Annotated in this window: 11 protein-coding genes; 3 read left to right on the forward strand and 8 right to left on the reverse strand. The window is 64.6% G+C overall.

Annotated features, from left to right (window positions below; translation table 11 throughout):
- Positions 1 to 55: 55 nt before the first annotated feature.
- The 4 genes from ACVWYP_RS17155 to ACVWYP_RS17170 form a co-directional block, all read right to left on the reverse strand.
- A complete protein-coding gene (locus tag ACVWYP_RS17155; protein ID WP_304499132.1) occupies positions 56 to 880 on the reverse strand; it encodes a carbohydrate ABC transporter permease in 825 nt (274 codons plus the stop codon).
- Positions 877 to 1,815: an ABC transporter permease subunit gene (locus ACVWYP_RS17160; RefSeq protein WP_439711163.1), complete on the reverse strand. Its 939-nt coding sequence runs from the start codon at positions 1,813 to 1,815 to the stop codon at positions 877 to 879. The genes ACVWYP_RS17155 and ACVWYP_RS17160 overlap by 4 nt, the downstream gene beginning before the upstream one ends.
- On the reverse strand, positions 1,812 to 3,134 hold the full coding sequence (locus ACVWYP_RS17165; RefSeq protein ID WP_304499133.1) for an ABC transporter substrate-binding protein: 1,323 nt from the start codon (positions 3,132 to 3,134) through the stop codon (positions 1,812 to 1,814). Before ACVWYP_RS17165 ends, ACVWYP_RS17160 begins: the two co-directional genes overlap by 4 nt.
- A 115-nt stretch (positions 3,135 to 3,249) precedes the next feature.
- Complete coding sequence (locus tag ACVWYP_RS17170) at positions 3,250 to 4,104, reverse strand: VOC family protein (RefSeq protein ID WP_304499134.1); 855 nt, start codon at positions 4,102 to 4,104, stop codon at positions 3,250 to 3,252.
- 77 nt (positions 4,105 to 4,181) lie between these two features.
- Here ACVWYP_RS17170 and ACVWYP_RS17175 point away from each other — a divergent pair, with 77 nt between their 5' ends.
- The 3 genes from ACVWYP_RS17175 to ACVWYP_RS17185 all read left to right on the forward strand — a co-directional run bounded on the left by ACVWYP_RS17175 (position 4,182) and on the right by ACVWYP_RS17185 (position 8,328).
- Positions 4,182 to 5,549 (forward strand): NAD(P)/FAD-dependent oxidoreductase, encoded by a 1,368-nt coding sequence (locus tag ACVWYP_RS17175; protein WP_304500238.1) that lies wholly within the window; start codon positions 4,182 to 4,184, stop codon positions 5,547 to 5,549.
- Positions 5,550 to 5,779: 230 nt separating this feature from the next.
- Complete coding sequence (locus tag ACVWYP_RS17180; protein ID WP_304499135.1) at positions 5,780 to 6,967, forward strand: 6-phosphofructokinase; 1,188 nt, start codon at positions 5,780 to 5,782, stop codon at positions 6,965 to 6,967.
- 143 nt (positions 6,968 to 7,110) lie between these two features.
- Positions 7,111 to 8,328: a fructose-1,6-bisphosphatase gene (locus ACVWYP_RS17185; RefSeq protein WP_304499136.1), complete on the forward strand. Its 1,218-nt coding sequence runs from the start codon at positions 7,111 to 7,113 to the stop codon at positions 8,326 to 8,328.
- Between the two features lie 16 nt (positions 8,329 to 8,344).
- Here the strand turns inward: ACVWYP_RS17185 and ACVWYP_RS17190 are convergent, their stop codons facing one another.
- The 4 genes from ACVWYP_RS17190 to ACVWYP_RS17205 all read right to left on the reverse strand — a co-directional run bounded on the left by ACVWYP_RS17190 (position 8,345) and on the right by ACVWYP_RS17205 (position 13,609).
- Positions 8,345 to 9,970 (reverse strand): ABC transporter ATP-binding protein, encoded by a 1,626-nt coding sequence (locus ACVWYP_RS17190; RefSeq protein ID WP_304499137.1) that lies wholly within the window; start codon positions 9,968 to 9,970, stop codon positions 8,345 to 8,347.
- Positions 9,967 to 10,797 (reverse strand): ABC transporter permease, encoded by an 831-nt coding sequence (locus ACVWYP_RS17195; protein ID WP_016843116.1) that lies wholly within the window; start codon positions 10,795 to 10,797, stop codon positions 9,967 to 9,969. Before ACVWYP_RS17195 ends, ACVWYP_RS17190 begins: the two co-directional genes overlap by 4 nt.
- A gap of 2 nt (positions 10,798 to 10,799) precedes the next feature.
- The gene (locus ACVWYP_RS17200) at positions 10,800 to 11,777 is read right to left on the reverse strand and encodes an ABC transporter permease (protein WP_304499138.1); all 978 of its coding nucleotides are present in this window, start codon (positions 11,775 to 11,777) and stop codon (positions 10,800 to 10,802) included.
- Between the two features lie 218 nt (positions 11,778 to 11,995).
- A complete protein-coding gene (locus ACVWYP_RS17205; protein WP_304499139.1) occupies positions 11,996 to 13,609 on the reverse strand; it encodes an ABC transporter substrate-binding protein in 1,614 nt (537 codons plus the stop codon).
- Between the last annotated feature and the right edge of the window lie 418 nt (positions 13,610 to 14,027).

The following is a 14,027-nucleotide window of genomic DNA, read 5'->3' on the forward strand; positions in this document are numbered from 1 at the left end:
CGCTTCTGACGGTAATGCAGGCGTCATTCGGCGGGCGGATTTACAAGTACGCGCTCTAGCCGCCTTTCACCGCGCCCGCGGTGAGCCCGGCGACGATCTGCCGCTGCGCCATCACGGTCAGCAGCAGCACCGGCGCCGTCACGATCAATGCGGCGGCGGCGAGCGGGCCCCAGCTCAGCTGGTCGAACGAGATCATGTTGTAGACCGCGACCGGCAGCGTGCGCGTCTCGCGCCCGGCCAGCACGATGCCGAACACGAAGTTGTTCCAGGAGAAGATCACCGCGAGAATGAAGGCGACCGCAAGCCCCGGCTTGGCGATCGGCAGCGCGACATGACGGAACACCTGCCAGCGCGTCGCGCCGTCGATCAGCGCGGCTTCCTCCAGCTCCAGCGGCGTGGTCTCGAAATAGCCGATCATGATCCAGATCACGATCGGCACCGTGACGACGAGGTGGATGATGATCTGCGGCACCAGCGTGCCGAGCAGGCCGAGCCACTGGAACAGCAGGAATAGCGGGATCAGATACGACAGGCCGGGCGTGATGCGCGCGATCAGGATCACGATCGCCGATTTGTGTGCCGCCATCCGCGCGATGCCGTAGCCGGCGGGCACGCCGACCAGCATCGCAAGGCCCGTGGCGCAGCCGGTGACCACAAGGCTGTTGCTGAAATAGGTCAGGAAGCGGTTGGAGGCGAACACGTCGGCATAGTTCTTCCAGGCGATGTGCTCCGGAAAGAACACCGGCGGATAGGAGGCGTTGTCGATCTCGAATTTGAGCGACAGCGAGGCCATCCAGAGGAAGAACAAGATCGCCGGCGAGACGATGACGAACACCGACAGCCAAAGCCCGATCCGCCCGAGAATCTGGCACGGGTTCATGCCTCGCCCCCGAGTTCAGATGTCCACAGCAGGCGCTTGCGCAAGTAAAGCAGCAGTGCCGCCAGCGCCACGATCAGGAGGAAGAACACCACCGCGATCGCCGAGCCGTAGCCGAGGTCGTAATAGACGAAGGCGACGCTGTAGAGATAGACGTTGATGGTCTCCGACGCCGAGCCCGGTCCGCCTTGGGTGATCGCGAAGATGATGTCGAAGCTTTTCACCGCGTCGATCATGCGGATCATGCCGGCGATGAACAGAAACGGCATGATCAAGGGCAACGTGATGAAGCGGAACACCTGCCAGAAATTGGCGCCGTCGATCTGCGCGCTTTCATAGGGTTCGGTCGGGATCGCAGCGAGGCCGCCGAGCACGATCAGCATCACCAGCGGCGTCCATTGCCAGGTCTCGACCAGCACCAGCGAGGGGATCACCGTCGCGGGGTTGAACACCCAGAGCTGCGGCGGCAGGCCGACCAGCGACAGCAGATAGTTCAAGACGCCAAGCTGCGGGTGGAACATCATGGTCCATACCAGCGCGATCGCCACCGGGGTCGCCATCATCGGCATGATGAAGATGCCGCGCAGGAAGCCGCGCGCGGCGAATTTCTGGTGAAACACCACCGCCGCCAGCGTGCCGAACACCAGCGGCAGCACGACCGACAGCGCCGTGTAGGACAGCGTGTGCCCGACCGCCTCGACGAAGCGCGGATCGGTCGGCAGCCGCAAATAGTTGGCGAGGCCGACGAAGACGGTCGGCGAGCCGACCTTCCATTCCTGCAGGCTCATCCAGATCGTGAACACCCACGGAAAGATGATCACCGCCAGCACCACGACCAGCGCCGGGATCACGAACGGCCAATAGGACGGCGGACGCCATTCACGCGCCGGCGGCTGGTTTTCGGCCACCGCCGGCGAAGCTTGTGTCACCACGCTCACGCTTTTTCGCTACGCTCCAGGATGGGGCGGAATTGCTCGTGCGCCTTCTTCAGCTCGGTGGCGGGATCGGCGCCCGACAGCGTCGCGGTCAGCGCCGCGCCGACGATGTCGCGGAATTCAGCGACCGGGATGATGACGGGCAGGCCGAGCTTCGAGATCTTGGCGGAATCAACCACCGACTGCAGCCATTCCTTGGTCTTCACGCCCTTGGCGACCTCGGCATCGTCGACGATGGAGTTGCGGAACGGCACGCCGCCGCCGGCCTGCAGCAGGCGCGCGCCCTGTCCCCGCGAGACCACCCATTGGCAGAGCAAATAGGCGGCTTCCTTGTTCTTGCTCGCCGCGGCGATGCCAACGCCGTCGCCATAGGTCGAGGAGAACTTGCCCTTGGGACCGGCGGGCACCAGCGTGTAGCCGACCTTGCCGACGACGCGCGAGGCGGCGGGATCTTCCAGCGGCGGCGCCCAGCCGTCGGCGTCGATCCACATCGCGGACCTGCCTTGCGTGAAGGAGGCCATCGACTCCATCCAGTTGAAGCCGGCAACGCCGGGAGGCGCGCATTTCGTCAGCAGCCGCTGATAGAGCTTGGTGGCCTCGATCGCCTCGGGGCCGTCGGTCAGGATGTTGCCCTTGGCATCGAGGAATTCGCCGCCATAGTTCAGATAGAAGTTGGTCCACATCGCCATGTTGGCGTTGCGCAGGCCGCGGCCGACAAAGCCGTAGATGCCTTCCTTCGGATCGGTCAGCTTCTCGGCCGCGATTGCCATCTCCTCGAGCGTCTTCGGGACCTCGACGCCCTTTTTTTGGAACAGCTCCTTGTTGTAGTAGAGGATGAAATAGTCGACCGACCATGGCAGCGACAGCATCTGGCCCTTGTCGTTGCGGGCATATTGCAGGCCGGCTGCCGAGAAGTCGCTCTCGACGAGGTCCGGCGGCGTCATGCTCGGATCCTTCAGAAAGCCCGACATGTCGGCGAGCCAGCCGGCCTTCTCGAATTGCCGCTTCTGGACGTGGTAGCTGAGATGCACAACGTCGAAGCTCGGCTTGCCCGAGGACAGCTCGATCACGCATTTCTGGCGCTGCTGCTGCTCGGGGATCTGCTCCGACTCGACCTTGATCCCTGAGAGCTCGGTAAATTCCTTGATGTATTTTTGCAGATTGTCGCCGCGCGGCCCCTTGGCGAGGATCACCTCGAGCGTGGTGCCGGAATATTTCTTCCAGTTGATGTCGGCGCGGGCCGGAAATCCGGTCAGTCCAACCGCGCCGGCGGCCGCGGTGCCGGCCAGCATCTGCCGGCGCGAGATCAGGTGATGCGACATGTTTCTCTCCCTGGACGGTTCTTGTTTGGGAGAGATACTAGCGCCTCAACTTTCTGTGCCTAGTCCCACATGCGCGGCGCCGTTGCATAACGCTGCGCCGCGCATGGTATGGCAGCTATGCCTTGACGAAAGCGAGCAGGGTGCCGTTGCCGGAAGCCGGCGGCACGGTGATGCTGTTGCCGCTCTTCACGCCGGCTGAGCCCAGCGCCTTCTCGGTCGCGGCAAGGTCGGCCGCGATCACGAGGCCGGCGCCGCCGCGGTCGGACAGGCCGTCCAGCGACACGCCGGGATAACGTTTGCCGAGCTGATCCCTGGTCAGGAACACGAAGTCGGCGCGGTCGCCGCCGGACGGTACTGCAACGGCACCGTCGGGATCGTGCCTCGCGGCGATATCGATCATCTTGGAGAGATGCGCGGCATCGGCCCCGGGATCGAGCGAGACGATCAGCACCTGCTTGAGGCGTTTTGCCCCATTGGCGTGCGTCATCAATTCGGGAATCCACACCGTCTCGCGGGTCTTGTGCTGGCAGGCGAAGATGCGGACGCCGCCGGGCGCCTCAGCGGTCGGCCACTGGAAGGTGCGGAATTTCGCCGCGGAGACCGTGCCATCAGGCAGGGTCACCGGGCGTTCGAAATCGGTCGGCCCGATCGGCGCATAGCCGCGCGCGCGAATCTCCTCGGCACCAGCAGCGGAATCCACCGCGGTGAACGCAATGCGTTCGATGCCTTCGCCGCGCTTCTCGAGGAAGGCGCGCGCCGGAGCGTTGTGTTCGGTCGGGGTCAGCACGCCGAGCAATTCCATGTAATCGGGGTCGAACATGATGGTGTAATTGCCCGATCCCATATGCGCGCTATGGGTGCCGCGCGGCGACACGGTGAAGCCGAGCCGCTTGTAGTTCTCGGCGGCCTTGTCGAGGTCCTTCACCATGACCACGGCGTGATCGATTCCGATGACGTTCTTGAGTGCCACTTGTTGTCTTCCCGGCTGGAATAGGAGAGTAGAGTTAGCTAACCAGAATGACCGGGCGCCCGCAAGAAAGGATCATGATGAACAGCAATGCCGTGCGCTGGCCCAATTCGCTCTGGGCGGCAGTGACGCCCTCCGGCCCTGATTGCCCCGAGCTGACCGGCGCGCAGCAGGCCGATGTCGTGATCATCGGCGGCGGCTTCACCGGCTTGTCGACCGCACTGCATCTGCGCGAGGCCAATGTCGACGTCGCGATCGTCGAGGCCGCCGAACCGGGTTGGGGCGCCTCGGGGCGCAACAACGGCCAGGTGATCCCGACGCTGTCGCGCCCCGATCCCGATGACATCATCGCGAGACACGGCGCGGCCGGCGAGCGCTTTGTCGCGATGCTGCGCGACAGTGCCGCTGATCTGTTCGACGTCGTCAAACGCTACAACATCGAGGCCGAGCAGGAGCAGGCCGGCTGGGTGCAGCCGGTGCACTCGCCGGGCCGCATCAAGATTGCGGAGCGGCGGGTGCAGCAATGGTCGAAATTCGGTGCGCCGGTCGAATTGCTGTCGCGCGATCAGACCAGCGACATGCTCGGCTCGGATGCCTGGTACGGCGGCTTCTGGAACAGGACCGGCGGTCACGTCAATCCGCTGGCGCTGGCGCGCGGCCTTGCGCGCACCGTGCTCGGCCTCGGTGCGCGGATCTATGCCCGCTCGCCGGCACTCAGTTTCGAGCGCCGCGGCGATCGCTGGGTGGTGAAGACGGAAAAGGGTGAAATCTCCGGTCGCGCGCTGGTGGTCGCGACCAATGCCTATAGCGGCGAGTTCGCGAAATCGCTGGTGCCGGAGATCGCAACCGAGGTGATGCCGGTGCTGTCATGGCAGATGGCGACGCAGCCGCTGTCGGACAATGTCCGCAAGACCATCATTCCCGGCCGGCAGGCGATGTCGGACACCCATGGCGAACTGTATTTCGCGCGTTACGACGCCCGCAACCGCCTCGTCACCGGCGGTGCTGTGCTCGGTCCGGGCGACAAGACCGGGCGGCTGAAGGCACGGGTGACCGAGCGGTTGCAGCGCCTGTGGCCGCAGATCGGCGAGGTCTCCTTCGACTATGTCTGGAACGGCTATGTCGGGATGACGGCGGATTTCCTGCCGCGCATGCACCGGCTGGGGCCGAACGCCTATGGCTGGACCGGCTGCAACGGTCGCGCGGTCGCATTGACGATCCCGCTCGGCCGCGAATTGGCACGCGCGGTCCAGGGCGTCCCGGAAAGCGAGCTGGCGCTGCCGCTCTCCGAGCCGGTGCAGTACATGGCGCATGGCTTGTTGCGCAAGCTCGCGCCCTGGATGCTGGTGCTGTACCGGCGCCGCGATGCACAGGAGCTGGTCAAGGGCGATCGTTTCGAGTTGCTGCGATGGGCGGAGTATTTCCTCGCCTCGCGCCGTTCACGGTAAGCGCGGAGCAACGTCGCGCCACGCACGCGAGATAAAAGGCATGGAGGGGCAAGCCGCCCCAGGGTGGGGACTGGTCGGAGAACGTCGCTGGAAGAGTGGGGCCCAAGGGGGGCCCAAGCAGGTTCGGCCGGGTGCCGCGATCACGAGGATTCCGCCGTTGGCGGATAGCGTTGTGGAAACCCCGACGCGACGCAGGCGTTATTGCCAGATAGCAACCCTGGGAGGTGGGCATGGCGAGGAAGCGCATTGGTATTCTCACGGGAGGCGGTGACGTCCCCGGCCTTAACGCGGTGATCAAGAGCGTGACTTATCGCGGCAGCGAGGACGACATCGAGGTTGTCGGTCTCCGCCGTGGCTGGGAGGCCCTCACGCACCTGAACCTCGACGACCCGTCGAGCAAGTCCCATTACATCATCCCGCTGAACCGCGAAAACACGCGCGTCATCGACCGGCGCGGCGGCACCGTGCTGCACTCGAGCCGCACCAATCCCTCCAAAATGAAGAAGTTGCCCGATCATCTCGCGGGCCGCGACTTTCCGGTTTCCCAGAGCACCAAGGGTGGCATCGCAACCACGACGTGGGACCTAACCAACGAGGTGCTCGCTAACCTCGCGGGGCTCGGTATCGAACATCTGATCGCCATCGGCGGCGACGATACACTCAGCTACGCGGACAAGCTCAACAGGCGAGGCGTCAAGATCATTGCCATCCCGAAGACGATGGACAACGACGTTCGCAACACCGAATACTGCATCGGCTTCTCGACCGCGATCACCCGTGCCAGCGATGCCATCCAGCGCCAGCGCACCACCGTCGGCTCGCACGAGCGTATCGGCATTTTCCGCGTCTTTGGTCGCGATGCCGGCTTTACGGCACTCTATACCGCATACGCAACCTCGATCCGATGCGCCATACCGGAGTACAAGGTCGATCTTGACAAGCTGATCCGGCTTCTCCTCGATGACAAGCACGGCAACCCGAGCAACTACGCGCTGATCGTGCTCAGCGAGGGCGCCGAGTGGGAGGGCTACAAGGTGCAGGAATTCGGCGAGCCTGACGCCTACGGTCACCGCAGGAAGGCGAGCGTGGCCGAAGCGTTCGCGGACGAGATCAAGCGGCGCACCGGCGAGGAGACCATCGTCTCTGACCTCACCTACGACCTGCGGTCAGGCGATCCGGACTTCATCGACAAGCTTGTGGCGCTGACGTTCGGCAACATGGCTTACGATGCGATCCTGGAAGGCAAAACCGGCCTCATGTCGGCGCTGGTCGAGGGCCGCTACGACCTCGTGGCGATCCCCGACGCCAAGCTCGGGCCACGCAAATTGGACGTCGCAAGCGCGTACAACACCGAGCGCTACCGTCCTCTCTATTCCAACAAGCGGGGCCTGCCGATCTTTCTCAACCGCGCTTCATAGGGCGGGTGGTAACCCCATCGAGCATGACGAGCTATTCCAGATGCGTCGATAGCCCGTATCGACAGGCGGTGACGGAGGGGCCATAGTTCCGCAAGCAATTTGCGCAGGGAACCTGTCGCACCACACGACGTTCTTTTTCGCAAATGAGCGCGCCGTCGCCCCCGGCGCAGCGAGCGCCGAGGCGAAGGCGCTGCGCTGCGGTCGGAGGGATGCTCATGAAACTCACCATTTCGGTCATCAAGGCTGACATTGGCTCCGTTGGGGGCCACACGAAACCATCTGCGCGCATGATGGCGGCTGTCGAAGGGGAGGTCGCGAAAGCGATCGACAACGGTCTCCTGATCGACGGTTTCGTGCGCCATACCGGCGACGATATTGCGATCATCATGACGCACACGCGGGGCGAAGGGAGCTCCGAAGTCCACCAATTCGCCTGGAAGACGTTTCTCGCGGCCACTGCGGTTGCGAAGACCTCGGGGCTCTACGGCGCCGGCCAGGATCTTCTCGTCGACGCCCCTTCCGGAAACGTTCGCGGCGCGGGCCCGGCCGTCGCCGAACTCAGCTTCGACCACAGCCTCGCGGGCGCGAGACCCGCGGAGTCCTTCATGGTGTTCGCCGCAGACAAATGCGGCCCCGGCGCCTACAACCTGCCGCTCTATCTGGCTTTTGCCGATCCCATGTATTGCGCCGGGCTGATGCTGCCCCCGATGATCAAGGGCTTCCGTTTCCATATCATCGATATGGACAACACGGCCGGCGACAGCGTGATCGAACTCGATGCGCCCGCGGACGGCTACCACATTGCGGCGCTGCTTCGCGACAACGAGCGCTTCGGCATTGATCGCATCGTCTCGAAAACCTATGGCGAGGTCGCGGTCGCCGTTTCGGCGCAGCGCCTTCACTCCATCGCAGGCAAGTACACCGGCAAGGATGATCCGGTCGCGGTCGTCAGGAACCAGGGCATTTTCGCGGCGCCCGAGGAAATCATCTCGCCCTTCGCCAAGGCGCACTTCGTGGGCGGCGATGCGCGCGGCTCGCATGTGATGCCGCTCATGCCGGTGCCGCTCAACACCCCGGTGACGGGGATGTACTGCCTGCCGATCGTGTCCTGCGTCGGCTTCTCGATCGACCGGGACGGGAAGTTCGCGGAGTCCTATACCGATTTCTTTGACAACCTTGCGTGGGACGAGGTCCGCCAGCGCGCGCAGCGCAAGGCGATCGAGATGCGCAGCCAGGGCTGGTCCGGTGCTGCGATGCTGCCCTATTCAGAGCTGGAATATGGCGGCTTCCGCGACACGGTATCCGGATTGCTGAAGCGCTTCCGGCTGCGCGAGGAGCCCAAGCCACAAGCGGCGGAGTAGGGCCGCGCGTGCCCGGCTACACGGTTGCGGTGCCGTGCTCGCGCGCGAACGCGCTGCCGGGGATCGCTGACAGCAGCGCCTGCGTATAGGGATGCTGCGGCTTGCCGAACACCTCGGCGGTCAGCCCTTGCTCGACCACGGCGCCATCCTTCATCACGGCGACGAGATCGCAGATCTGGGCGGCGACGCGCAGATCGTGGGTGATGAAGATGATGGAGAGGCCAAGCTGCTGGCGCAGCCCGGCGAGCAGCTTCAAGACCTGCGCCTGCACCGAGACGTCGAGCGCCGAGACCGGCTCGTCCGCCACCAGCACATCGGGTTTCAGCGCCAGCGCCCGCGCGAGCCCGATGCGCTGCCGCTGGCCGCCGGAGAATTCGTGCGGGTAGCGATCGCCGGCGGACGGATCGAGACCGACCAGCTCGAACAGCTTTCGCGCCTCCGCAATCGCGGTGGCGCGGTCGGTGCCGTGCACGATCGGTCCCTGCGCCACCAGTTCGGCCGCCTTGCGGCGCGGATTGAGCGAAGCAAACGGATCCTGGAACACCATCTGGATGTGGCGGGTCTCGCGCCTGATGTCGTCGCGGCCGAGCTTTGCCCAGTCCTTGCCGTTGAGCACGATCGACCCGGTGTCGGGATCGATCAGCCGCACGATGCAGCGCGCGAGCGTCGATTTGCCCGAGCCGGATTCGCCGACGATGCCGAGCGTCGCGCCGCGCGGCAGGTGCAGCGAGACGTTCTTGACGGCTTCCGTGATCCGCGCGCCGCGGCCGAGGAAGCCGCCGGTGCGGTAGGTCTTGGAGACGCCGTCGATGGTCAGGATGTCCTTGCCGGAGAGAATGCGCGGCGGTGGCGCCGTCAGCGGCGGAACGGCCGCAATCAGTTGTTTCGTGTAGGCATGCTGCGGATCGTTCAGCACCGTGTCGGCAGGGCCTTGCTCGACGATCGCGCCGTGCTGCATCACCACGACGCGGTCGGCGATCTCGGCGACGACGCCGAAATCATGCGTGATGAACAGCACGGCCGTCTTCTTGCGCTGCTGCAAATCGCGGATCAGCTTCAGGATCTGGGCTTGTGTCGTGACATCGAGCGCGGTGGTCGGCTCGTCCGCGATTAGAAGCTTCGGGTCGAGCGCCAGCGCCATCGCGATCATCGCGCGCTGGCGCTGGCCGCCGGACAGCTCGTGCGGGTAAGCTTTTGCGGCAGCCCTGGGGTCGGGGATGCGGACGTCGTCGAGCAGCGCCAGCACCCGCGCATTGATCTCGGCCTTCGAGAGCGCGGTGTGGATCGCAAACATCTCGCCGATCTGATCGCCGATGGTGCGCAGCGGATTGAGCGCGGTCATCGGCTCCTGGAAGATCATCGCAATCCCGGCGCCACGCACATCGCGCATTTCGGCGCTGTCGACGGCGCAGAGGTCGCGGCCGTCAAACATCATCCGGCCCCGTTCGATCGTCACCTCGTTCGGCAGCAGCCGCATGATGGCGTTCGCCATCATCGACTTGCCGGAGCCGGACTCGCCGACCACGCAAAGAATTTCGTCCGACGCGATCGATAACGAGACGTCGGACAGCGCATGCGGGCGGTCGGCGCCCTTGGGCAGGCGCACCGTCAGGGCGTCGAGGGAAAGGACGCTCTCGCTCATCGGCTCTTCAGCCTCGGATTGAGCGCGTCGTTGAGGCCCTGGCCGACCAGTGACACCGCCAACACCGTCACGAGGATCGCAATGCCGGGGATCGCCGAGACGTACCACTGCACCCGCAGCACGTCGCGGCCGAGCCCGATCAGATTGCCCCAGGAGGCGACGTTGGGATCGGACAGCCTCAGGAAGGCGAGCGCGCTTTCCAGCAGGATCGCAACCGCCATCACCACGCTGGCATAGACGATCACGGGCGGCAGCGCGTTGGGCAGGATCTCGCCGAGGATCAGCTGGACGTCCTTCATGCCGAGCGTCTTGCCGGCCTGCACGAATTCGCGGTTGCGCAGCGACAGGAACTCGGCGCGGGTCAGCCGCGCCGGCGCCGGCCATGACACCACGCCGACCGCGATGGTCACCGTGGTCAGGGTCGAGCCGAACACCGCGACCAGCACCAGCAGCAGCACGAAGTTCGGCAGCGTCTGGAACGCCTCGGTGATCCGCATCAGCACATTGTCGACCCAGCCGCCGTAATAGCCCGCGAAGGCGCCGACCAGGATGCCGATCAGGATCGCGATCACGGTGGCGACGCCGCCGATCAGGAGCGATATCCGCGCGCCGTAGAAGATCTGGGCGGCGATGTCGCGGCCGGAATTGTCGGTGCCGAGCAGGAAGCGCGGATTGGAGAACGGCCAGATCAGCGGCCGGCCCGCCAAAGCGAGCGGATCGCGCGGATAGAGGAGACCCGCGCTGATTGCCATCGCGATGACAAGCAGCAGCAGGATCAGGCCGATCACCGCGGCCGGGCTGCGGAAGTAGCGTTTCACGGCATCCATCGTCAGCCCTCCGCCGCGATGCGCGGATCGAGCCGCGCGTAGAGCAGGTCGACGACGAAGTTCACGGATATGACGAGCAGGGCGGATACGAAGACGATGCCGAGCAGGGTGTTGAGGTCGCGCTGCACCACGGATTCATAGGCGAGGCGGCCGAGGCCGGGCAGCGAGAACACGCTCTCCACCACGACCGAGCCGCCGAGCATGGTGCCGGCCTGCAATCCGATCAGCGTCACCATCGGCAGCAGCGCGTTGCGCAGCACATGGCGGGTGATGACATGGGTCTCGTCCAGCCCCTTGGCGCGGGCGGTGCGGACGAAATCGAGGTTCAAGACCTCCAGCATCGAGGCGCGCATGATGCGCAAATAGATCGCGAGGAAGATCAGCCCGAGCGTCAGCGTCGGCAGCACCAGGTGCGCGGCGATATCGAGCACGCGCCAGATCCCGGTCTGGACGTTGCCGATATCCTCGAAGCCGCCCGGCGGCAGCCACTGCAGATAGACCGAGAACAGCACGATCGCCATCAGCCCGAACCAGAACGAGGGCGTGGCGTAGAAGATCAGGCCGAGCGTGGAGATCATCGTGTCCGGCCAGCGGTTGACGCCACGCGCGGCGATCACGCCGAACACGAGACCAAAGAAGAACGCGAATGACAGCGACGCCGTCATCAGCAGGATGGTCGGCGGCAGCCGTTCCAGGATCACGGTCGCCACCGGCTTGCCGTAGATCGAGGAGAAGCCGAGGTCGAGCCGGACCAGATGCCACAGATAGTTGCCGAGCTGCGCCGGAACCGAGAGGTTCAGCCCGTAGAATTTGCGCAGCGCCTCGGCGGTCGCGGCATCGCCGCCACCCATCTGCGCCATCAGCGCATCGACGGTGTCGCCCGGCGCGAGCTGCAGCAGCAGGAACACGCCGATCAGGATCAGGAACAGGGTCGGGATCGAGGCGGCGAGCCGCCGCCCCGCAAGGCTCAGGATACGCATGCCTTATTGTGGCTGATAAGGAGTTGGAGCGCGACGACTTTCGTCGCGCCATTTCGATCTATTCGTCAAGCCACTGATTTCAACGGGCCAGTCCGCGCCGGCCAATTCCTCATCCTGAGGAGCTTGCGGAGCAAGCGTCTCGAAGGATGAGGCCACCACCGGGGCCTCATGGTTCGAGACGCGCTTCGCGCTCCTCACCATGAGGGGTGAGCCACGCGTCAGGCACTCAGCCAAAGATCGTGCCAGCTCGTCGAGCCCCAGCGCGGCGTGTTGGAGTGGTTGCGCGCCTTGGCCGTGATCACGGTGACGAAGATCTGCTCGATCGGCATCCAGACCGGCAGCTCGGTGTTCACCTCCTTGACGAAATCGGCATAGAGCGCCTTGCGCTTGACCGGATCGACTTCGGTGGCGGCATCGTCGATGGTCTTGTCGACGGTCTTGTCCTCCCAGCCCCATTGGTTGGTCCACGGCGCGCCCTTGGGCTGGCCGGAGCGGTACCATACCGTGGTCGAGACCGCGGGGTCGTTGCGATACTGGTGCCAGCCGGTCGCGAGATCGAAGGCGTGCTCGTCATAGACCTGCTTGAGGAAGCCGCCGCCGTCGTTGCGCACGATGTCGACCTGGATGCCGACTTCGCCCAGAGACTGCTGGATGAAGGTCGACCACAGCGAGATGTCCTCGCCCCACGGCGCCGGCAGGAGCCTCAGCGAGAAGCGGTTGCCGCCGGAGGCCTTGAAGCCGGCCTCGTCGAGCAGCGCGATCGCCTTGGCCTTGTCATAAGGATATTGCGGCGTGTTCGGCCCGGGGTAGAAGTCGGTCGAGGTCGACGGGATCGGGCCGGTGCCGAGCTTGGCGAAATCGCCCAGGAAATTCTCGATGAAGAACGGCACGTTGATCGCGTGCGCGATGGCGCGGCGGACCCGGATATCGGACAGTTCCTTGCGGCGGAAATTGAACTCGATGGTGTTGGTGCGCGCGTTGCCCTCATTGCCCTTGGTCTGGACGATGAAGCGCTTGTCCTTGCCGAGCCGCGCCATGTCCGAAATCGTCAGGCCCGAGAACGGGCTGTAGTGCAGCTCGCCGGCCTCCATCTGGGCGGCTGCGGCGGCGCGGTCGGTGATCACCTTCCAGACGATGCGGTCGAGATAAGGCGCGTTCGGCCGCCAGTAGTCCGGGTTGCGGTCGGCGATGATGTATTGCCCGCGCTCATATTTGACGAATTTGAACGGGCCGGTGCCGACCGGCGCCAGATTGGTCGGGTTCTGCCTGATGTCGCCGCTCTCATAGAGATGCTTGGCCGAGACATAGCCGAGGTCGGGCAGGGCCCGGAGCAATAGGTTCAGCGGCATCGGCCGCTCGTAGCGGAAGATCGCGGTCTGCGGATCGGGCGTATCGACCGATGTGAGGAACAGCTGCAGCGTCGATCCGTAGTTGAGGATCTTCTTCCACATGTTCATCGCGGTGAAGGCGACGTCCTCCGAGGTGAACGGCTTGCCGTCGTGCCAGGTGATGCCCTTGCGCAGCTTGAAGGTGACGGTCTTGCCGTCCGGCGTCGCCTCCCAACTCTCGGCGAGCACGCCGACCGGCTGGCCGTTGGCGTCGAGGTCGACCAGGTTCTCCTGGATCTTGCCGCCGATGATGTAGACGCCGGTCGAGGCCTGGATGCTGGGGTTGAGCTGGCGCTGCTCGGCGCCGTAATGGACGTTGAACACGCCGCCCTTGCGCGGGGTTTCCTGCGCGAAGGCCCGCATCGGATTGATGACATTGGCCGCAATCGCGGCCGAGGTCAGAAGGGCCGTGCGGCGGTTGATCTTAAGGCGGCTCAAATCCATACGCGGGTCTCCAGCACATACATAAAGGCTTGCATCCGGCGGCCAGCCGATCGGTCGTGGCCACGCTTCGCCGATGTTACCTTGGATTGGGAACCCGAGTCATTTTCTAATGCCTCGGCCTTTTGGAGGATCGTTTCCAAAACCTGAAGTGGCGTGCCGCAGCGTCTCGCAACCCGGATTGCGCGCAGCATTGTCGCACTTGGGCCGCGCGGGATGCGCCCGGTGATTCTCTCGAGGGGGCGTTTTCGGGAGCGCCGAAGCCGCGCAAACCCTGTAAATTTAGGGGTCGGAAGCGCCTTGACTGGAAAAAACACTGGAAAAACCCCTGATTCGGGGGCTGTCCACAACGATATTGTGGTGGGGAGTGCAGAAAACACTGTTTTTCTCGGCGTTTTCCGCCATATCGTGCCCACTCCAG

Source organism: Bradyrhizobium sp. USDA 3262, from assembly GCF_054060035.1.